Here is a 20,016-nt window from a genome sequence, read left to right on the forward strand (position 1 = left end):
GTTCCCGGGTGGCGATGAGGTGGACGTAGCCGGTGCCGTCCGGGGAGTGCGCCAGGGACGCCGCGCGGCAGCACGCGAGATCTCGCAACGAAACGCCCTCGCCACGCAAAAATCCGACGAACATGTGCAGTTGAACAGCAATCTGACGGAACCTTCTGGCAGAAGTCTTGTGGACCGGGACGTACGGGTCCTACTGTCGCCTCACCTCCACGGCGGCCGCCCCTCCCCGAACTCCAGGTCGTCCCCAGTTGCGCACTCCGCCTCAGAGAAACGGGCATGCGATGTCACGGAAGATCACCGGTACCGAAGTGAGGTCGCGAAGACCGCGGCGAACAGCCTTGTGCGCGGCCGCGGTTGCCTCGATGACCGCGGCTGCCGTCGGCCTCGGCGTACTGGCGGGCACGCCCGCGCTGGCCGGTCAGCAGGGCCCCGCCGCATCCCCCGCCGCATCCCCCGCCGCATCCCCCGCCACGGCCTCCGCCGTGACCCGGGCCGCCCTCGATCCGGCGCTCGTGGCCGGGCGGGGCGCGGACGTGGCCTTCGTCGAGCAGGAGGCCGAGAACGCCGCGACGAACGGCACGGTCATCGGCCCCGACCGCACCGCGTACACGCTCCCCGCCGAGGCGTCCGGCCGCAAGGCGGTCAGCCTGGAGCCGGGCGAGCACGTCGAGTTCACGCTGCCGCGCGCCGCCAACGCGATCACCGTGCGCTACAGCATTCCGGACGCCCCGAACGGCGGCGGGATCACCGCACCGCTGGACGTCGCGGTGAACGGCAAGAAGCGCTCCACGATGACGCTCACCTCGCAGTACGCCTGGCTGTACAACCAGTACCCCTTCTCCAACGACCCGGGCGCCGGGCTGCTCCACCCCGACTGGTGGATCACCGAGTGCTCCTGCGTACCCAGTGAGACGACCCCGGCCCCGGTCATCGCGAAGCCGTACCGGCCCAGCCACTTCTACGACGAGCAGCGCCTCCTGCTCGGCCGTACGTACCGCGCGGGCGACACCGTACGGCTCACCGTCCCGGCCGGCAGCCGGGCCGCGCGGACGGCCATCGACCTGCTGGACTCGGAGCTCGTCGGCCTCCCGCGCGTCGAGCTGCTCGCGGCCAACGTCCTTGCGTTCGGGGCCGATCCGACCGGCCGGCGCGACTCGGCGACCGCGATCGACAAGGCCGTCGCCTTCGCGAGGCGCACCCACCTCAAGGTGTACATCCCGCCGGGCACGTACCAGGTCAACCGGCACATCGTCGTCGACGACGTCACCATTGTCGGCGCGGGCAACTGGTACACGAAGATCAAGGGCCGCGAGGTCGCGCTCGACCGCCCGGCCCCCGACGGCTCGGTCCACACCGGCGTCGGCTTCTACGGCAAGGACGCGGCGGACGGCGGCAGCCGCAACGTCCACCTGTCCGGCTTCGCCATCGAGGGCGACGTACGCGAACGCATCGACACCGACCAGGTCAACGGGATCGGCGGCGCGCTCAGTGACTCGACCATCGAGGGCCTGCACATCAGCCACACCAAGGTCGGCATGTGGTTCGACGGCCCGATGTCGAACCTGCGGATCACCGGCAACATCATCGTCGACCAGATCGCCGACGCCCTCAACTTCCACACGGGCGTGACCGATTCACGCGTGGCCCACACCTTCGTGCGCAACTCCGGCGACGACGGCCTCGCCATGTGGTCGGAGAAGACCGCGAACGCCCGCAACACCTTCGACCACAACACCGTCCAGACCCCGGTCCTCGCCAACGGCATCGCGATCTACGGCGGCACCGACAACAGGGTCTCGAACAACCTGGTCGCGGACCCGATCCGCGAGGGCAGCGCCCTGCACATCGGCTCCCGCTTCGGCGCCGAGGCCTTCGCCGGAAAGCTGAACCTCACGGCCAACACCACGGTCCGCTCCGGTACGTACGAACTCAACTGGAACATCGGCCTCGGCGCCCTCTGGATCTTCGCCCTCGACAAGAGCATCGACGCGGACATCCGGGTCACCGGCAACAACTTCCTCGACAGCACCTACAACGCGATCATGCTGGTCTCCGACTGGGGTGTGAAGGACCAGTACGTCATCAAGGGCGTCCACTTCAAGGACATCAAGGTCGACGGCACCGGTACGTCCGTGCTGAGCGCCCGCGCGGCGGGCGGCGCCACGTTCGAGAACGTGGACGCGCGCCATGTGGGCGCGGTCGGCGTCAACAACTGCGGCTCGTTCAACTTCCCCGCGACCGGCTCGGAGTTCGCCCTCACGGACCTCGGCGGCAACGACGGCGGCTGGCTGGCCCCCTGGCTGCTCCCCAACACGATCACCTGCGACGACCGCCCGGAGGTCGTCCCGCCCCCGGCGCCGGGAGCGTGGTAACGCCGGACGGCAGGAACATCCCGGCGGCGGTACGTCCTGGCGTGCCGCACCGAAAGCCGGCCGGGCCGCCCGAGGGGGGCGGTCCGGCCGGCTGTCGGCTCATCCGGTCACTGCCCCACCCGCCCGTCGATGCACTCGCGCAGCAGGTCGGCATGGCCGCAGTGACGGGCGTACTCCTCGATCCGGTGCACCAGCAGCTCCCGTACCGCGATGCCGTCCTTGCCCAGGCGCGTGCCCAGGTCCGGGTGCGCGGCCAGGGCGGCATCGGTCGCGGCCTGTTCGCGGGCCAGGTCGGCGTAGGCGGCGTCGACCACGGCCCGGTCCGCGACAGCCCCGTCGAAGTCCGCGTCCCGCTCGCCGTACAGCTTCGGCCGCGGTTCACCGTCGGTGATCCAGTTGAGCCAGTCCCGCTCCACCTCCGCGAGGTGCCGGACCAGACCGAGCAGTGACATCGTCGACGGCGGAACCGGCCGGCGGGCGAGCTGCTCCGCGTCCAGGCCCTCGCACTTCATCCGCAGGGTGTGGCGGTAGTCCGTCAGGAACTCCTGGAGGGTGGGGAGTTCGCCGTCCGGGCTGGTCCCGTCGCTGTTGCGGGGGTCGTCGTCGGGGTCGGCCCACATGTCGGGGTAGACGGTTGCCTGGCTCCATCGTGCGGGTTGGTCGCTCATGGGGCCATGGTCGTCCGTGAGGGCCCGCACCCGCCAGTGGTTTGCGGCGTGCGCGGGCGCTCCATCCACCGGCAGGGGGCCGCCGACTACCGGTGGGTGCGCTCCGCCCGGGGTACCAGCCCCGCCCGTACCGCGCTCATCCTGGCCCGTACGCCCTGGACGGGTACGGCGTCCGCGGGGCCGGTGGGGGCGGGGATGGTGCCCCGGCAGGTGCGGCAGAGGCCGCCCCGCATCGCTTCCGGGCCGCCGGGTGCGCGGCACCGGCCGCACTCCAGGGTGCGCAGAACGACGTGGTGGGCGGGGGACGCCACGCGTACGGGTGGCAGTTTGTCCCGCAGGCGGCGGCGGACGAGTGCGGCAGCGTGGTGGACCGGTGTCGGCAGGCCTTCGGTCAGGGCGTGCAGGATCTCCGCCTCGGTGGCGCCGCGCTCGAACCATTCGCCGATCTGTGGTTCCAGTGCGACGCAGTCCGCCTGCGACAGCGACAGCGCGGGCGCCTTGCGCCCGAGGGCGGCGAGCAAGATGAACGACCGTGAGCGGGTGGGGCGTTGGGATGGCTGCTCCTGCGGTACGTCGCCCCGGGTGAAGGCGTCCCACCACTCGTCCCCGCGCGAGGTGCGGGAGAAGAACGTCCGCGTGACCCAGAGCAGTACCTCGTCGGTCGCGACGCACTCGCTGCCCCGGCGCAGGTGGCCCGCTTCCTGGAGCCGGTTCAGCGTGGTCCGCAGGGCGCACTGTCCGTACGGGAGCGCCTTGGCGAGGGTCTTCACGGAGATGTCGGCGCCGTCACAGAGCCCGTCGATGTACGCGGCGACGGCCGCGTCACGGGGGAGGAGGTGAGCGAAGTCGTGTCCGGTGCGCGGGCGTTGAGCCGGGGCCGAACGCTTGCCGTACCCGGGGTTGGCCATCGGGTGGTCGAACGTGGGCGGAGGTACCGGCGCGGGGGGAAGGGCGGCACTAAGCTGGCTGACAGCCATGAGATCGGTCCTGACGATCGAAGTGGTCAGGCCCCCGTTAGGTGTTTCTGCACCGACGGGGGCCGTCTTGGTTCGGCTGACGCTAGAGCGTCGCTACCACCGGTCGCAAGTCGGTCACAAACGGTCAACTTGCCGGTCAGGGTGGGCGGGTGGGTATTCAATCCCTCCACCCATTCCGCTGAAAGAGCGCTCGGGGCTCGACGCTTGAGCTCCGGGGTGTGACGGGGAGCTGACCTGGAGCCGGGCCGGGGGCCGGGCCGGGAGCCGGGCCAGGAGCCGGGCCGGAACCGGGTCTGGAGCCGGGCCTGGCGTCGGCCCGGAACTGTCAGATCTGTGCGCCCTCGGCCGAGACGTCCTCTGCGGGCAGGGGAGTGGCGCTGATGCCGTTGAGCAGGGTCGCGATGCCCCACGCCATGCGCTGCTCCGCCGTGCCGGAGACCAGCTGCGCGGCTAGGCCCGCGATGTGCGGGTGGGTGCGCTCCGACGTTCCGTGCAGGGCGCCCGTGAGGGAGTCCCACTCGGCCTGCGTGTCGGTGGACTGGTCCCGTGTCGCCTGCTCGGCCGCTGTCGCGGTCGCGTACTGAAGCAGTACGTCCACGCCCCAGGCCGCCTGACCGGGCGGGATGCCGCCCTCGTCGAGCAGGGCGAGCAGTGACTCGACCAGCCGGAGGTAGTGCGGGCCGCTGGGGCGGATCACCAGTGCGGCACGCGACAGGCCGGGGTGCGTGAAAAGGGTGCCCGTGTACGAGGTGAGCAGCCCCTCCAGCCGCCGGCGCCAGTCGCCGCCGTCCTCGACGCGCAGCGTGCCGAGCAGCTCGTCGAGGATCGCCGCGTGCAGCTCGGCCGTGTTGGCGACGTACACGTAGAGCGAGGCCGGGCCCGTGTCCAGCTCCTGCGCCAGGCGGCGCATGGTCACCTTGCCCAGCCCTTCGGACCGCATGATCCCGACCGCCGTGGCCACGATCCCGTCCCGCGACAGTGCGGGTTTGGCCGGGCGCTCCCGGCGGCTGCGTCGTGGCTGGTCGGTCTCGGATCCCATGCGGCCCACCGTAACGAACGGGCAGGAGGCGAACAAGTTCGGACCAAACGCGTTCGTGACGAACTTGTTCGTCACGAACATGTTCGTTACGGTGATGAGGTGCCGGGGCGTCCTGAAGCCCACTCCACCCCGTGCCACCCCGCACCCCTCGACTCCGTACGAAGGAGATGGCCGCCATGTCCGTACCCGCACCCACGCCCACGCCAACGCCGCTGTCAGCACCCGCGTCGGCATCCGCGCCAACGCCCGCGTCGACCGGTACGTCCCCGACCCGGTTCGCGCTGTGGCTGATCCTCGCGCTGGTTCTCGTCGCCGACGCGCTCGACATGATCGACTCCACCGTCACCAACATCGCCGCCCCCACGATCGAGCACGACATCGGAGGCGGAGAGTCCCTGATCAAGTGGCTCGGCTCGTCCTACGCCCTGGCCATGGGCGTCCTGCTCGTCATCGGCGGACGCCTCGGTGACAAGTTCGGCCAGCGGCGGCTGTTCCTGATCGGCATGACGGGCTTCACGCTCGCCTCCGCCGTCTGCGGCCTCTCGCCCGATCCGGCGCTCATGATCGTCGCCCGTGTCGTGCAGGGGGCGTTCGGTGCCCTGCTCATCCCGCAGGGCATGGCGATCATGACGAAGACCTTCCCGCGCGACATGCTCCGCAAGGCGTTCAGCCTCTTCGGGCCCCTGCTCGGTCTGGCGACGGTCGGCGGCCCGATCCTGGCCGGATTCATCATCGACGCGGACGTCGCGGGGCTGTCCTGGCGCCCGATCTTCCTGATCAACATCCTGCTGGGCACCGTCGGCACGTTCGTGGCCGCGCGGATGCTGCCCCGCAGCGACCGCGACGCGTCGGTCACGGTCGACGGCACCGGCGCCGCCCTGCTCGCCCTGACGATGTTCGGCCTGCTCTTCGGCCTCATCGAGGGCTCCGGCAGTGGCTGGGGCGTGGTGCCCGTCGGCAGTCTGATCGCGGGCGCCGTGTTCTTCGTCCTGTTCGCCGGCCGCCAGAAGTCGGCCACCAACCCGCTGATCAAGCCGTCACTGCTGAGGAACCGGGGCTTCACGTCCGGCCTGGCCGTCGGCCTGCTGTACTTCGCCGTCACCAGCGGACTGGTCTACGTCATGTCGCTGTTCATGCAGCAGGCACTGCACGCGTCGCCCGGCGACACCGCCCTCGGGCTGCTGCCCCTGACCATCGGCATCATCATCTCCGCAGGCGCGGGGATGGTCCTCATCAAGCGGCTGGGCCGCACCCTCATCCTCATCGGCATGCTGATCACCCTCGCCGGCGGCGGCTGGCTGCTCGCCCTCGTCCTCACCCAGGGCACCGACCTCACCCTGTGGACGCTCACCCCGGCCGTCCTCCTCACCGGCATGGGCATGGGCGCCTGCTTCGGGACCATCTTCGACATCGCCCTCGGCGGCATCGACCCCGACGAGGCGGGCAGCGCCAGCGGCTCCCTCAGCGCCGTCCAGCAACTCGCCGCGGGCATCGGCTCCGCCACCGTCACCACGGTCTACTTCCACTCCGGCGCCCCCGCCCACGCCATGACGGTCAGCCTCGTCACGGTCCTCGCCGTCACCGCGGCCTGCCTCCCCGCCCTGCGCCTCCTGCCCCGGCACGCCCCGGCGCAGGAGCACGAGGAGGCGTAGCGGGTCCGGACCGGCGTAGAGGGTCCGGGACCGGCGTAGAGGTCCGGGACCGGCGTAGCGGGTCCGGTCGGCGTAGCGGGTCCGGAACCAAGGCACTTGGTCCCAAGTGCCTGGCACGGAGAACCAACGCCTCGCGGTGCGGCCCCTGGCATCGTCCGTGAGTGAGCGGTCCGACTGGCGATATGTCGGTCTGTGTCCCCCCGTATGCCGACTGGTCCACGGGGACGCGCACGAGCAACAGGAGGAAGTCATCATCACCACGAACAGGCGTGTCGCGGCGACGCTGATCAGCGCTGCCGCGGTCCTCACGGCCCTCACCGTTCCTGCCCAGGCCGCCAGTACCCACAGCAGCGGCGCGGCGGTCTCCTGCTACGGCAGTGCCCGCTCGTACTCGGCCGAGGCGGGCAACGGCGACAACGCGCACTGGCCCAAGCGCGGTCAGTGGACCAAGGTCAGGGGCAACTGCGACGACATCAACATCAAGACCAACTCCCGCCGGTCCGTGCGGGTCTGTACGCACAGCAAGTGCCACGGCTGGGTCGACGCCAAGGCGGGGGTGTGGACGGTCATCTTCAAGAAGTCGACCAAGAACGCCGAGTACTACCTCCAGTTCAACGGCGCGAGCACCAACAGCGGGACCATCGCCGACTGATCGGTTCGGGCATCGGCGAAACCGCATCGGTGAATCCGCATCGGTGAATCCGCATCGGTGAAGCCGAGGAGTGGGGCGGTCCCTCATCCGTGGCAAGGGTGAGGGGCCACTCGCGTATGCCCGGATCGGCCGCGGGCCCTGCCTTGCCGCCCTGCGCCGCCCCGCCCCGCCCCCGCCTCGTCTATGAACGGATCTCGTGTCCGCCGGGCGTGGCGGTGTGACGGTATTCGCTGGGCGGCATGCCGTACGTGGCGCGGAAGAGGTGGGTGAAGTCGGCGGCGCGGGGGAAGCCCCACGTGGTCGCGATGGCGTGGATGGGGCGCGCGGCCAGCGCGGGGTTGGTGAGGTCGCGCCGGGCGCCGTCGAGTCGCTGCTGACGGATCCAGGCGGTGACCGTGGCGCCCTGGCGCTGGAAGACCCGGTGCAGGGTGCGCAGCGAGATGTGGTGGGCAGCGGCGATCTGGCGGGGGGTCAGCTGGGGATCGCGCAGGTTCTGACGGACGAAGCCGCGGATACGTGTCGCGAGGGCCTCGGGGTGGGCCTCGGGCGGGGTCGTGTCGTCGAGGTGGTGGGCGAGCATCGCCGCCGCCAGGTCGATGGTCACCGCCCCGAGCCGCTCGGCGTCGGCCGGCCCGTACGAGGCGGATTCGGCGGTCAGCCGGGTGAGGAACTCGGCGAGGAGAACGCCGAGACCCGTCTGCCCGGAGAACGGCAGCGTGAGCAGCCGGTCCGCGGCCCCTCTGGGCAGGGGCAGCAGGGTCTGGGGGAAGAGCACGTCGATCATGGCCACCGACGAGTGGTCGGTGGCCATCCTGGTGCGCAGGGGCAGCGAGGTGCTGGACAGCATCAGATCGCCCGCGCCCAGCTGGATCTCCCGGTCGGCGTGGACGGCGCCGGCGCTCCCGCGCTGGGTGAGGGTGAGGTTGTACAGCTCCGGATCGGACTGCCGGATCAGCCTCGGGGTGCGGTCCGAGCGGAGCGGCGGGCAGTCGAGGGCGGAGACACTCACCGGACCCAGGCCCAGCACCCGTAACGTCGCCCGGAAGTCGTGGGCCTGCTCGGAATCGACCTCGTTGGGTGCGTGGCTGTCACATGCCATGTCCCGCCAGCGCGGGAACCGTTCCTCCTCGGGTAACTCCTCCCAACAGAACACCGACTCGGCCATCTGTCCCCCTTCGGCATGGTGTGCGTCCCCACAGTGCAGGACAAATAACAGCAAACCCTCGACAGGCTGTGAACACAAGGGAGCAAAAGCGCACGCGCGGCCGACGGGTCTCACGCGGGCGCACCGCGGCCGGCTGCCCCGGGATGCTGTCGGCTGCCGGGAGAAGGAAAGGTGCGAAACCCTCCTACCGTCTCGATCTAGACATTTATGGCTGCATTCCGGACCCAGGGGTCGTGGGCGATTGCCATGTGCAGTCGCCTTGCTGGATCTTCGTGGAGCACGAGAAATAAGCGGGGCGACGGAAGAGCCGTTGCGTCGTGCGGAGATAGGCAAATATGTTTTCGGCGCCTCTTCATTCGCCCGGCTGCGACATGGCAATTCTGTTCGAGCATCGAATGAAGGAGCACTTGTGATCTCAAGGACGAAGAGGATCGCCCGTTCCGTGGGTGTGGCGATCGCCGCCACCGCGGCGGTCACGATCGTCATGCCCACGGGCAACGCCTTCGCCATCAACCACGTCGAGTGCCGGGGTGGCGAGAACTTCCTGAAGGTCTGGTCCCACCTGGACGGTCGCACCAGCGTGGACTGCTACGCCAACAAGGGGCGGACGTCCTTCGGCAGCTGGTGGGTCGACCGTATTTCGACGGGCAACAACGACCTCATCTACTACGACGCGAACGGCGACTCGGTGCGCATCAACCGGTGGACCGACATCACGTTCCCGAACAACCCCCCACGGGTCAAGGACATTGAAATCCTTTAACCGATGAGCGGGGCCGGTACCCGGGGAAGGCCGTACCGACCCGCGATTCTTCAGGGTTTCAATCATCTTCCGGGGCAGTTGAATTCTGGCTGGGGCTGAATTCACCTGTGCCGGATCGCCGATGCAAGCTGTGCGATTTCCGCGCGGCTTGTATCGGCATGTTCCGTACAGGTTCCGGGTTCTGGGCTCCTGATGCACCCCGACTCCTCCCTGCTCACCCTCGCCAGGAGGACGACTCATGCCCGTCAAGGAGACAGGCGCGTCACGGCGCACCGCCGTGCGGAGCACGGCCGTGCCCGAGGGGACCGCCCTCGCCGCCCCCGCCCTGCGGTGGACGCCCTGCGCCGACCCGGACCACCCGGGTGCCGCGGCAGCAGTCCGGTGGCGTGCTCCGGCGACCTGCTCGCCCGGCGGCCGGCGGCGGACATGGCGAGCCAGGCGGACTTCGACGCCACCCTCGCGTACAACGAGCGGCTCCGCGCCGACTGCCGCGCCCGCACCGGCCCGGTGTTCGATCACCTCGACACGGCCCGGACCGTCCAGGACCTGGACGCGCTGCGGGCCGCCCTCGGCGAGACCCGGCTCACCATCCACGGAAGCTCGTACGGCTCGCTGCTCGGGGGATGCCTGACCCGTCGAGAACTTCGAGGCCAACGAGAGAAAGAGCACGCTGGGTATGCATTGACACTACTCAGCGTGGAAGGAATGGATCATGACCACTACGGAACGGCGCAGGGTGACGGCGGGCAGAGTGCGGGAGGCGGAAGAGGCGGTGGAGAGGCTGCGGGAGGGATTCGCGGGGGTCGGGATCACGTTGCCGTCGCTGCGGGTCGACCCGGTCTCGTGCGCGGGCAGCGGGCCGGCCGTGCTCGTCGATCTGGGGCGCTGCAACCTCGACACGGTGCGACGGCTGAGCAGTGTGCTGGACGGGAAGGCGGCCGGTCATGGTGGGTGACGACGGTGAGCCCGAGGCGTGTACACCGGAACCGGGGTCCTTCGCCGTGGATGTGCGGGACGGGCGGGTGGGCCGGGTGACCGGGTGCGTCGGGCCCTATGTGCGGCTGCGGCCGCCCGGCGGGGGCCCGGAGTGGGACTGCCCGCCCGACGCCGTCCGCCCGGCCCCGCCGGGGCTGGTGCTGCGGGCCCGCGTGACGGAGGTCAACCGGGAGGGGCAGCTGCCGAGATGAGGGTGCGAGGGGGTGTCCGGCCGCGGCGGGAACGGGCGCGGATAGCCTGCACTCATGCTGAGCATGAACACGGAAAGCGACGCACAACTGGCTGTCAGGGCGGCGCAGTCGGGAGCGGCGGTGGTCCGGGACATGTACGGGACATCGCCGGAGCGCTTCGAGAAGTCCGGCGGTGACTTCGCGACGGCCGCCGACCTCGCGGCCGAGAAGACCATCCTCGACATCCTGCGCACCGCCCGGCCCGATGACGCGGTGACGGGTGAGGAGAGCGGCCGCACCGGGTCGGAGGCTGCTGAACGCCGCTGGCTGGTCGACCCCTTGTGCGGCACGCTGAACTACGCCGTGAACACCATGGTGGTCGCGGTGAACGTCGCCCTGCGCGACGGGTCCGCCATCACGGCGGCAGCGGCGGCCGACCCGTTCGCCGACGAGGTGTTCTGGACCGACGGCGCGCTCGCCCGGCTTCGAAGGGGCGGTGCGGACGAGGAGTTGGCGCCCTCGTCCGGGTCCCGGCTGGTGGACGTCAACCTCGACCCGCCGTTCCCCAACGCACCGGACTTCCGGGCGGTCGGCCTGCTGGCCGCACCGGAGTTCGCGGAGCACTTCCGGCCGCGCGTCGTCTCCAGCACGCTGGCGGTGGCCTGGGTGGCGGCAGGGCGCAGGGCCGCGTACGTCACGGACGGCCGGCTGCGCGACAGTGTGCACTTCGCCGCCGGGATCGCCCTGTGCGAAGCGGCGGGCTGCGTGGTGACCGGCATTCACGGCCAGCCGCCGCACACCGGCGCGGGCGGCCTGGTGGTGGCGGCCGACCGGGAGACGCACGCCCTGCTGCTGGAGATGATCAGGAACCAGGCCCCGTCCGGCCGCTGAGCGGTCACGCGTCGGGCGCCTCCGTGGCCGGTGCCTCGCACCTCGGACGAGGTGTCGCCTGAGGGGCGGCTGCCGTAGCGTTCGGGCGGCCCCTCGGCCATGAGAGGCCACCCGCGATCCTCGCCCGGGGCCCTCACGCGCGATCCTCGTCCGCGGTTCTCATCCGTGGTTCTCGTCCGTGGTTCTCGTTCTTGGTCCTCGCTCGTGGAAAGGATGCTTGATGCCGGCCGTTCTGGTCCTGCTGCTCTCCGGCACCTGGCTGCTCTCCGGAGCCCTCGTCACCGGGACCGATCCGCTGATCGTCGCGGTGGGCCGTACCGCCGTGTGCTGCCTGGTGCTCACCGTTGTCGCCGCGTCGAGCACCAGCGGCCGGGCGGACCTGCGGCGGGCCGCCGCCCGGCCGGGGACCGTCTGGCTGCTGGGCCTGCTCGGCTTCGCCGGGTACGCGGCGGGCACCCTGCTCGCCATCCCCCGTATCGGCACCTCCCTGACGAACCTCGTCGTCGCACTGATGCCGTGCGCCTCGGTGGCCGTCGGCGCGCTGTTCTTCGGCGAACGGTCCGGGCCCCGCAGGGCGGCGGGCGCCGCCCTGGCCTGCGCGGCGGCCGCCGGATACGCCGCGCTGGGCGCGGACGCCGGGGACCTGGACGCGATGGGGCTGCTGCTGGTGGCGGCCGCGACGGTGGCGTTCGCGGTGTACGGGTTCCTGTACCGGGACCGGCTGTCCGGGCTGCCGCCGCTGGCCGTGCTGCCCGTGCTGCTCGCGGCGGCCACGTGTCTGCTGCTCCCGATGTCGCTGCCCGCGCTGATCGCCCACCCTCCGACGCTCGCCGCGACGGGCGGGATCGTGGTGCTCGGCGCGGTCGTCTACGCCCCCGCCTACCTCGTGCAGCACCGCCTCATCCTGCTCCGCGGCCCGGTCTTCACGGCCGCCGTCCAACTGGCGGTGCCCTTCACGGTCCGGCTCGGCGACTGGGCCCTGGACACCGCGCCCGCGCCCTCGCCCGCCGAACTGCTGTTGCTGGCGGTGTGCTGTGCGGGGATCGCCCTCGTCACCGTCCAGCCGGCCCGGTCGTCCGAGCCGGTCGCCTCCGAACGCTGAATCGAGCGGGGCGGGTTCAGCGCGCCCGTCACACGATCGTGGGACGCGGAGGGAAGCGGCCCTGCGCCGCGGAACCGTCGATCCACGCTCCCGCGACAGGCTTCGGGAGAAGGGACCGCGATGACCGCCGCGATGGTCGAGCAACCGACCGGTTCGACACGCGTGGGGCGATGAGCACGCTGTTCACCGAGCCGAACGAGGACGGCACGTACAAGCGCTCCGAGGCGGTGCCGTTCGGCAAGCCGCTCGGCCTGCCCGCGCCCTTCGACGTCACGCCGGCCACGGACGCCTTCCCCGTCCGAGGCGGAACGCGAATGCGGCGGCACCGTGTGGGTGCCGCCGCATTCAGGTGTTCCGGGGCAGGGCCGTCAGACCCCGGCAGGGGCCTTCGCCAGGGAATCCGGACCGCCGGACGCGGCGGTCGCCGTGGCCGGGGAGCCGGCGGTCGCCGGGGAGTCGGCCGCCGGTTCCTGCGACACGTTGAACTCCGTCAGCAGGTCCTTGCTGAAGCCGAAGAAGTACGTGGCGACGAAGCCGGCCAGGTAGCCGACCAGCAGACCGCCCGCGTAGATCGCGATCGTCGCGCCCAGGCCGTGGTTGCCGTCCAGCAGCGGGAACAGGGCCCAGCCGGACGGGCCGATCGCGGTGGAGCCGACCGCGTCGCCGAGCTGGTTGAAGAAGCCGACGAACGCGCCGCCGAACGCACCGCCCACGCACGCCGTGATGAACGGGCGGCCCAGCGGCAGCGACACCCCGTAGATCAGGGGTTCGCCGACGCCCAGGAAGCCCGCGGGCAGGGCGGACTTGATGGTCTTGCGGATCGACTCGTTGCGGGGGAGGCGGAAGTACACAGCGATGGCCGCACCGACCTGGCCGGCGCCTGCCATGGCGAGGATCGGGAGCAGGACCGTGTAGCCCTGCTGCTCGATCAGCGTCGTGTGGATCGGGATCAGCGCCTGGTGCAGGCCCAGCATGACCAGCGGCAGGAAGAACCCGCCGAGGACCAGGCCCGCGCCCGCGCCGCCGTTGGACAGCAGCCAGTCCGCGAACGTACCGATCGCGGTGGAGACCTCACCCGCCACGTACATCAGGCCGAAGATCGTCACCAGGCCGGAGATCAGGACCGTCAGGGTCGGGGTGACCAGGACGTCCAGCGCCTCCGGGACCCAGCGGCGGCACCACTTCTCCACGTACACCGCGAGCACCGCAGCGCCCAGGGCGCCGAGTACGCCGCCCTGGCCGGGGGAGAGCTTCTGGCCGAACGCCTCGATGTTCGCGACGCCCGGGAAGACGATGATGGCCGCGACCGCACCGCCGAGGATCGGCGTACCGCCGAACTCCTTCGCCGTGTTGTAGCCGACGAAGACCGCGATCAGGGCCATGAAGCCGGACGCCATCGCCGCCAGGGCGGGGGTGACGGACGGCAGCCAGCCGAGGTTCACCAGCAGGCCGTTCAGCCCCGCGATGATGCCGCAGCCGATCAGGGCCGGGATCAGCGGGACGAAGATGTTGGCGATCCTGCGCAGGAAGAGCTTGAACGGGGTGGCGTTCTTCGCCTTCCGTGCCGCCTTCATCCCGGCGCCCTGCGCGGCGAGCTCATCGGCCGTGACCGGCACGGCGGCGGGCTCCGGCGCGGACGCCCGGCCCTCCTCGACGAGCTTCTCGAACTCCGGCGTGACGCGGGCGACCGTACCGGGACCGAGAACGATCTGGTACGTGTCGTCGTCGACCACGCCCATGACGGCGGGGACGGCCTTCAGCGCGTCGTCCTGGACGAGCGAGCGATCGTGCAGACCGAGCCGGAGCCGGGTCATGCAGTGGGCGATGGAGCTGACGTTCGCGGCGCCACCGACGAGCGGAAGGATCGCGGCGGCAGTGGCGCGGTTCTTGTCTTCTGTAGCCATGGTGCGTGGTGCCTTGCTGTGCGGGGGGTGGGGCAGAAGGGTCAGGTGGTGCGGGGGGCGGCGGCGAGCGCGGCGCGGAGGTGGCCGTCCGACGCGGACAGGAGCGTGGCGGCGGTGGGGCCGTCGACCTGGCCGAGGATCGTGAGGATGGCGTTCTTCACCTCACCGTCGGTGGCGGCGAGCGCGGCCTCGATCTCGGCGTCCGACGCCCCGGTGGCCAGCGAGACGATCCGCCGGGAGCGGGCGCGCAGCTTCTCGTTGGAGGCGCGGACGTCGACCATGAGGTTTCCGTACGTCTTGCCGAGCCGGATCATCGTGATCGTCGAGAGCATGTTGAGGACGAGCTTCTGGGCGGTGCCCGCCTTGAGCCGGGTGGAGCCGGTGAGCAGCTCCGGGCCGACGACGACCTCAAGGGGGTGCTCGGCGGCGCCGCCCAGCGCGGAGTCCGCGTTGCAGGACAGGCCGATCGTCAGCGCGCCCTTGGTACGGGCGTGCTCGACGGCACCGATCGCGTACGGCGTACGGCCGGAGGCGGAGATACCGACCACCGTGTCGTCGGCGGTGAGGCCCAGCGCGTCGAGGTCGGCGGCGGCCAGCTCCTTGCTGTCCTCGGCGCCCTCGACGGCGGTGACCATCGCGGACGGGCCGCCCGCGATGAGGCCGACGACGTCCGCCGGGTCGGTGTTGAAGGTGGGCGGGCACTCGCTGGCGTCCAGCACACCGAGGCGGCCCGCGGTGCCGGCGCCCGCGTAGATCAGCCGGCCGCCGCGGGACATGCGCGCCGCGGTGGCGTCGATCGCGGCGGATATCTCGGGCAGCCGGGCGGCGACGGCGGCGGGGACGGTCTGGTCCTCGCCGTTCATGATCCGGGCGATTTCCGCGGTGGCCAGCTGGTCGATGTCGGCGAGCTCGGGGCGGAAGGCCTCGGTGGTGAGCGTCGCGAGCTGGGCGCGCAGCTCCCCGTATCCGTCGGGGGCGGTGGCGTCGGCGTCGGTGGTGGAGGTCATGGAGAGCGGCTCTGCTTTCTTGAACTCGTACGGCTCTGCGGGTGCGGGTGCGGAGATGGACTGGGCGGGGTTCCTTATGCGGAACCCGGAGGTCAGCGGGTGCGTGGGTTGTGGCGGTGGGCCAGCGCCTCGTAGGAGGCGGCGAGGGCCGGGGCCGCCGTCTCGTACGTACGCTGCGCGACGCCGATGAACAGGCAGTCGACGACCAGGAGCTGGCTCGTGCGGCTCGACATGGCGGCGGGGCGCAGCTCGCTCTCGCGTGCCGTGGACGTGGTCAGTACGTGGTCGGCGTACTGGGTGACCGGCCCGTCGGGGCGTCCGGTGATCGCGATCGTCGTCGCGCCGCGGTCGAAGGCGACCCGCAGCGGCTCGATGACGTCACCGGTCGAACCGGAGTGGGTGATCGCGATGGCCACGTCACCGGCGCGGAGCTGCACGGCGTTGGTGACCGCGAGGTGCGGGTCCATGTTGGCGTGCGCGATCAGGCCGATCCGGGCCAGCTTCTGCGCCAGGTCCTGGCCGACGAGCGAGGAGGCGCCGACCCCGTAGATGTCGATCCGGCGAGCGGTGGCGGCGGCGGCCACGGCGGCACCGAGCTGCACGGTGTCGAGCCCGGCGGCGGTGTCGGCGAGGGTCTGCTGCTCGTCGTAGGCGAGCTTGGCGACCACGTCGGCGATCGGGTCGTCGACCGCTATGTCGGCGGTGACGGCGGGGGCCCGGCCGGACTGCTGGTGGGCGGCGAGACCGGCGAGCGCGAGGCGCAGGTCGCGGTAGCCGGGGTAGCCGAGGAGGCGGGCGGTGCGGACCACGGTGGCCTCGCTGGTGCCGGTGAGCTCGGCGAGACCGGTGACCGTCAGAGCGGCGCAGCCCGCCGGATCGCCCGCGACCGCCTCGGCGACCCGCTGCATGGAGCGGGTCATGGACGGCGCGAGCGTGCGCACCTTGGCGGCGAGGGCTGCCGGGGCGGGCGGCGAATCAGCGCTGAAACTTTCCTTCAGGTCATTGGTCACATTTGAAAGATATTTTCAACGCGCAGGTCCGTCAACCCCCCTTTGGTCCTGACCTCTGGCGGCGGCGGGGCGGTCCCGCGCACAGGTGGACAATGGCGGTATGGAGCTGAATCCCCTGGAGCAGGCGCTGCACACCGCCCGCGCACGTGTCATGGCCGACCTCGCCGCCGGAGACGTCGCGCAGGCGCAGATCGTCTCGATGGTCGAGGACGCGGTGACGCACCGGCGCTGGTGGGTCGAGCAGTGGCCGGAAGGGGCGGAGTTCGTGGTCGGCCTCGTCGCCCAGGACGTCCAGGACGCGCTGCTGGAGGAGTACGGCCGCTGGCCGCTGTGCCCGGTCTGCGACGCGGGCGACCCGCACGCCCTCGACGTCGAACCGGAACTGGGCCCCGACCCGCACTGGGTCTGCACGAAGGCCGCCGTGGCGGTCGCCCCGGTCGGCTCGCTCGGCGGGACAGCGCGCCCGTGACCCTCTACATCGATCCGCCGGACTGGCCGGGGCACGGGCGGTTCTGGTCGCACCTGGTCAGCGACGAGTCGTTCGACGAACTGCACGGCTTCGCCGCGTCCATCGGCTGCCCGGAGCGGGCCTTCGAGCGGGACCACTACGACGTACCGGAGGCCCGGTACGCGGACGCGGTACGGGCCGGGGCCCGGCAGATCGGGTCCAAGGAACTGGTCCGCCGGATCACCGAAGCCGGGCTGCGCCGCCCGAAGGGCCGCCCGGCACCGGGCTGAGCGCGCTCAGGCGGTCGTCGAGGGCGCGCACTCCGGCGCCGCACTCTCCGGCGCCGACCTGGCGGCCGGCGCGCCCGCCACCAGCAGGGAGGACGCGTTGCGGCTGCGCTGGAGCCGCAACGAGAACACCACAGCCACCAGCGCCAGCACGGTCATCGCCGCCCCCGCCCACGCGGTCGCCGCGTACCCGAAGTCCGCGTCGATCACCGTGCCGCCCAGCCAGGGGCCACCGGTGTTGCCGCTGTTGAACGCGGCGGTGGTCGTCGCACCGGCCAGGGTGGGGGCGGCGCCCGCGACGTTGAACATCCGGGCGTTCAGCGCCGGGGCCGTGTAGAACGCCGACAGGCCCAGCAGGAACGAGAGCACGATCACGGCGACCTGGTTGGAGGCGAACAGCGCCAGCGCGGCCAGGAAGACCGTCGACGCCGTGATCCCGCTCAGCAGCACCCCGAACAGGTGCGCGTCCGCGACCCGACCGCCGATCGTCGTACCGATCAGCGCACCGGCCCCGAACAGGGCGAGCACGGCCGGTACCCAGCCGGAGTCCAGCCCGGCGACGTCCGTCAGCACCGGCGCGAGATAGCTGAACGCGCAGAACACACCACCGGCCGCGAGCGCGGTGATCACGATGGACAGCCACACCTGCCGGTCGCGGTAGATGCCCATCTCCCGCTTCAGCTGCGGCTTCTCGTCCGGGACGGGGATGCGGGGGATCAGCGTCGCCACCCCGACGAGGGCGATCGCGGAGGCCACGCCGACCGCCCAGAACGCCGACCGCCAGCCGAGGTTCTCTCCGAGGAAGGCGCCCAGCGGCACCCCCAGCACGTTGGCGATGGACAGCCCGCCGATCATCACGGCCATGGCGCGGGCCCGCTGGTCCACCCGGACCATCGCGATGGCGACCGCGGAACCCACGGCCCAGAACCCGGCGCACGCGAAGGCGCTGATCACCCGGGAGGCGAAGAGGATCTCGTACGTCGGAGCGAGCGCGCCCGCGACCTGGCCGAGGCCGAAGACCGAGATCAGCGCGATGAGCGTGGTGCGGCGCGGCAGCCGGAGCGTCGCGACGGCGAGCAGCGGGGCGCCCACCACCATGCCGATCGCGAACGCGGATATGAGGAGCCCGGCGCGCGGGATCGACACGTTCATGTCGTCGGCTATGGGCGGCAGCAGTCCGGAGAGCATGAACTCGCTGGTGCCGAGGGCGAAGACGGAGAGGCCGAGAATGTATACGGCCAGGGGCATACGCGAGCGGCGCGCGGCAGAGTCGGGCATGACAGGTGCCAACAGCACGATTGCCTGTTACATTCCCGCGCCGCGCGGCCACCCGGACCGGGAGGGACCGGGCCGGGTGTGGCCCGTCGGCTCGGCTCAGCGCGCGAGCAGCTCCAGCTCCGTCAGCAGGTTGTGCCGGGCCCTCGGCTCCCACTCGGCCGCCCCGTGCGGCGTACGGAACAGCCGCGGCAGCTCCAGAAGCTGCCGCAGCACGGCCGCCCGGCCCTCCCGGAACGCCTCGTCGGGGACGAAGCCGTACTCCTCGCGGACCTGGGCCGCGTACTGCGCGTACTCCTTCGGGGGCGACGCCAGGACCGCCAGGTCCGCGTCGCACAGCACCTCGCCGTTGCTGTCGCCGTCGGCCGGGTCGTGCGTGACCGTGAGCCGGACCAGCCGGGCGACCTCGGCGGTGGTCCCGGCGGGCACCCCGGCCTCGGGCAGCGCGCGCTCGGCGAGGACGGCGCTGCGCTCCTCGTTCTCGGACCGGTCGGGGCGGTAGACCGCGTCGTGGAACCAGGCGGCGAGCCGTACGGCGTCCGCGTCCGCGGCATGGCCGGCCAGGGTGTCCACGCGGTCCAGGACCGCCGCCAGGTGGGCGGTGGTGTGGTACTTGCGCTGGGGTTCGGCCCAGCGCGCCAGGAGGTTGTCGGCGTACGGCAGCGGGTCGGGGCCTTCGGCGCCGCGCCGGGCCGCGACCAGGCAGTCGTGCCACCGGCCGCGGAGCGCGTCGTCGGTGTCCTGGCGGTGCGGCCGGGCGGTGTCGTCGTCCATGCCTCCGAGGTTACGACCTTCCCCGCGCCTCCGACCGCCGCCTCCGCACCGGGTTTTCGTTCGCGTGTTCGCCCAATTCCCGAGCCCGCCGGGGAGCGGGATGGTTGGCTTGGGGCATGGCTGACGAACGCGATCCCGAACTGCCCGGTCTCCTCCTGCGTACCGAGCGAGACGACCTCCTCCCGCTGCTGCGGGCCGCCGCCGTAAGCGATTTCGGCCTGCGCACCGCGTGTCCCGGCTGGACGGTGCGGCATGTCCTCGCGCACTGCGGTTCGGTGCTGAACCGGGTGGTGGAGAGCCGGTTCGGGCCGGATGTGTTCAGCCCCGAGTGCAACGACCGCGACATCGCCGAACGCGCCGACTGGACGGACGCGCAGGTGGTGGACGAACTGGAGCGGGGGATGGCCGAGGCCGGTGCCGCCATCGCGAAGGCGGGCGGGGTGCTGGACGGCGTGGCGCTGGGGGAGTGGATCCACGCGGGGGACGTACGCGAGGCATGGGGGCTCGAAGGGGCGTACCAGGGACCGGGCCTGGCGCACGCGCTCCGGCTCCTGGCCCCCTTCGCCCGGAGCCGGAAGACGCCGCTGCTGGTCGCGCGGCTGGAGGACACCGGCGAGGAACTGACCATCGGGACCGAGCACGAGGGCCGGGCCCCCGGACGCTACTGGGGGGACGGGGCCACACTGATCCGGCTGTACGCGGACCGGCCGCTGGTCGGGACGCGGTACGAGCTGGAGGGCGTGAAGGAGAGCGAGCTGTTCGTATTCTGAGCACGCGTCCTGACCAAGCCTTCTGAGCACGCGTCCTGAGCACGTGTTCTGAGCAAGCCTTCTGAGCACGCGTCCTGAGCGGGCGGAGGCGCTA

The 20,016-nt window shown here is 71.5% G+C and carries 20 protein-coding genes and 1 pseudogene; 12 read left to right on the plus strand and 9 right to left on the minus strand.

Features of this window, described 5'->3' with window-relative positions:
* Positions 1-362 precede the first annotated feature (362 nt).
* A complete protein-coding gene (locus tag ACIO3R_RS16945) occupies positions 363-2,372 on the plus strand; it encodes a glycosyl hydrolase family 28-related protein (RefSeq protein ID WP_402106332.1) in 2,010 nt (669 codons plus the stop codon).
* A 107-nt stretch (positions 2,373-2,479) separates the two neighbouring features.
* On the opposite strand, the gene ACIO3R_RS16950 is transcribed toward ACIO3R_RS16945, so the two are convergent.
* The 3 genes from ACIO3R_RS16950 to ACIO3R_RS16960 form a co-directional block, all read right to left on the minus strand.
* Positions 2,480-3,040 carry a DinB family protein gene (locus ACIO3R_RS16950; protein WP_385037424.1) on the minus strand — a complete coding sequence of 187 codons (561 nt, stop codon included), beginning with the start codon at positions 3,038-3,040 and terminating at the stop codon, positions 2,480-2,482.
* 86 nt (positions 3,041-3,126) lie between these two features.
* On the minus strand, positions 3,127-3,948 hold the full coding sequence (locus tag ACIO3R_RS16955) for a hypothetical protein (protein WP_402106607.1): 822 nt from the start codon (positions 3,946-3,948) through the stop codon (positions 3,127-3,129).
* Positions 3,949-4,342: 394 nt separating this feature from the next.
* On the minus strand, positions 4,343-5,056 hold the full coding sequence (locus ACIO3R_RS16960; protein ID WP_402106335.1) for a TetR/AcrR family transcriptional regulator: 714 nt from the start codon (positions 5,054-5,056) through the stop codon (positions 4,343-4,345).
* Between the two features lie 176 nt (positions 5,057-5,232).
* On the opposite strand from ACIO3R_RS16960, the gene ACIO3R_RS16965 reads away from it, so the two are divergent.
* Positions 5,233-6,708 carry an MFS transporter gene (locus ACIO3R_RS16965; RefSeq protein ID WP_402106338.1) on the plus strand — a complete coding sequence of 492 codons (1,476 nt, stop codon included), beginning with the start codon at positions 5,233-5,235 and terminating at the stop codon, positions 6,706-6,708.
* Between the two features lie 157 nt (positions 6,709-6,865).
* The gene (locus tag ACIO3R_RS16970) at positions 6,866-7,360 is read left to right on the plus strand and encodes a hypothetical protein (protein ID WP_402106341.1); all 495 of its coding nucleotides are present in this window, start codon (positions 6,866-6,868) and stop codon (positions 7,358-7,360) included.
* 181 nt (positions 7,361-7,541) lie between these two features.
* Here the strand turns inward: ACIO3R_RS16970 and ACIO3R_RS16975 are convergent, their stop codons facing one another.
* Entirely contained in the window at positions 7,542-8,525 is a 984-nt protein-coding gene (locus ACIO3R_RS16975; protein ID WP_402106343.1) for a helix-turn-helix domain-containing protein, read from the minus strand.
* A 409-nt stretch (positions 8,526-8,934) separates the two neighbouring features.
* On the opposite strand from ACIO3R_RS16975, the gene ACIO3R_RS16980 reads away from it, so the two are divergent.
* The 6 genes and pseudogenes from ACIO3R_RS16980 to ACIO3R_RS17005 form a co-directional block, all read left to right on the plus strand.
* On the plus strand, positions 8,935-9,288 hold the full coding sequence (locus tag ACIO3R_RS16980; RefSeq protein WP_385037436.1) for a beta/gamma crystallin domain-containing protein: 354 nt from the start codon (positions 8,935-8,937) through the stop codon (positions 9,286-9,288).
* A 712-nt stretch (positions 9,289-10,000) separates the two neighbouring features.
* Complete coding sequence (locus tag ACIO3R_RS16985) at positions 10,001-10,243, plus strand: hypothetical protein (RefSeq protein ID WP_385037439.1); 243 nt, start codon at positions 10,001-10,003, stop codon at positions 10,241-10,243.
* On the plus strand, positions 10,233-10,475 hold the full coding sequence (locus ACIO3R_RS16990) for a hypothetical protein (protein ID WP_385037442.1): 243 nt from the start codon (positions 10,233-10,235) through the stop codon (positions 10,473-10,475). The genes ACIO3R_RS16985 and ACIO3R_RS16990 overlap by 11 nt, the downstream gene beginning before the upstream one ends.
* 54 nt (positions 10,476-10,529) lie before the next feature.
* The gene (locus ACIO3R_RS16995) at positions 10,530-11,345 is read left to right on the plus strand and encodes an inositol monophosphatase family protein (RefSeq protein WP_402106348.1); all 816 of its coding nucleotides are present in this window, start codon (positions 10,530-10,532) and stop codon (positions 11,343-11,345) included.
* A gap of 220 nt (positions 11,346-11,565) precedes the next feature.
* Positions 11,566-12,447, plus strand: a complete 882-nt coding sequence (locus ACIO3R_RS17000) for an EamA family transporter (protein ID WP_402106349.1) — start codon at positions 11,566-11,568, stop codon at positions 12,445-12,447.
* A 146-nt stretch (positions 12,448-12,593) separates the two neighbouring features.
* A pseudogene (locus tag ACIO3R_RS17005) lies at positions 12,594-12,743 on the plus strand (Uma2 family endonuclease); the annotation flags it as partial.
* A gap of 72 nt (positions 12,744-12,815) precedes the next feature.
* On the opposite strand, the gene ACIO3R_RS17010 reads toward ACIO3R_RS17005, so the two are convergent.
* The 3 genes from ACIO3R_RS17010 to ACIO3R_RS17020 all read right to left on the minus strand — a co-directional run bounded on the left by ACIO3R_RS17010 (position 12,816) and on the right by ACIO3R_RS17020 (position 16,368).
* Complete coding sequence (locus ACIO3R_RS17010; RefSeq protein WP_402106352.1) at positions 12,816-14,351, minus strand: PTS transporter subunit EIIC; 1,536 nt, start codon at positions 14,349-14,351, stop codon at positions 12,816-12,818.
* A gap of 41 nt (positions 14,352-14,392) precedes the next feature.
* Positions 14,393-15,358 carry an N-acetylmuramic acid 6-phosphate etherase gene (gene murQ, locus ACIO3R_RS17015; protein WP_385037454.1) on the minus strand — a complete coding sequence of 322 codons (966 nt, stop codon included), beginning with the start codon at positions 15,356-15,358 and terminating at the stop codon, positions 14,393-14,395.
* 92 nt (positions 15,359-15,450) lie between these two features.
* The gene (locus ACIO3R_RS17020; RefSeq protein WP_073732940.1) at positions 15,451-16,368 is read right to left on the minus strand and encodes a MurR/RpiR family transcriptional regulator; all 918 of its coding nucleotides are present in this window, start codon (positions 16,366-16,368) and stop codon (positions 15,451-15,453) included.
* A gap of 100 nt (positions 16,369-16,468) precedes the next feature.
* Here ACIO3R_RS17020 and ACIO3R_RS17025 point away from each other — a divergent pair, with 100 nt between their 5' ends.
* Both ACIO3R_RS17025 and ACIO3R_RS17030 read left to right on the plus strand, forming a co-directional pair.
* Complete coding sequence (locus tag ACIO3R_RS17025; RefSeq protein ID WP_385037458.1) at positions 16,469-16,837, plus strand: hypothetical protein; 369 nt, start codon at positions 16,469-16,471, stop codon at positions 16,835-16,837.
* The gene (locus ACIO3R_RS17030) at positions 16,834-17,106 is read left to right on the plus strand and encodes a DUF4031 domain-containing protein (RefSeq protein ID WP_402106356.1); all 273 of its coding nucleotides are present in this window, start codon (positions 16,834-16,836) and stop codon (positions 17,104-17,106) included. Before ACIO3R_RS17025 ends, ACIO3R_RS17030 begins: the two co-directional genes overlap by 4 nt.
* A gap of 6 nt (positions 17,107-17,112) precedes the next feature.
* Here the strand turns inward: ACIO3R_RS17030 and ACIO3R_RS17035 are convergent, their stop codons facing one another.
* Positions 17,113-18,351: a Cmx/CmrA family chloramphenicol efflux MFS transporter gene (locus ACIO3R_RS17035; protein WP_402106610.1), complete on the minus strand. Its 1,239-nt coding sequence runs from the start codon at positions 18,349-18,351 to the stop codon at positions 17,113-17,115.
* A 126-nt stretch (positions 18,352-18,477) separates the two neighbouring features.
* Positions 18,478-19,152, minus strand: a complete 675-nt coding sequence (locus ACIO3R_RS17040) for a hypothetical protein (RefSeq protein WP_402106357.1) — start codon at positions 19,150-19,152, stop codon at positions 18,478-18,480.
* 116 nt (positions 19,153-19,268) lie between these two features.
* Between ACIO3R_RS17040 and ACIO3R_RS17045 the strand changes: the two genes are divergently transcribed.
* A complete protein-coding gene (locus ACIO3R_RS17045; RefSeq protein ID WP_402106360.1) occupies positions 19,269-19,922 on the plus strand; it encodes a maleylpyruvate isomerase family mycothiol-dependent enzyme in 654 nt (217 codons plus the stop codon).
* Positions 19,923-20,016 lie beyond the last annotated feature (94 nt).

Origin of the sequence: Streptomyces sp. NPDC087428 (assembly GCF_044744085.1) — a bacterium.
In the GTDB taxonomy this organism is placed as follows: Bacteria; Actinomycetota; Actinomycetes; order Streptomycetales; family Streptomycetaceae; genus Streptomyces.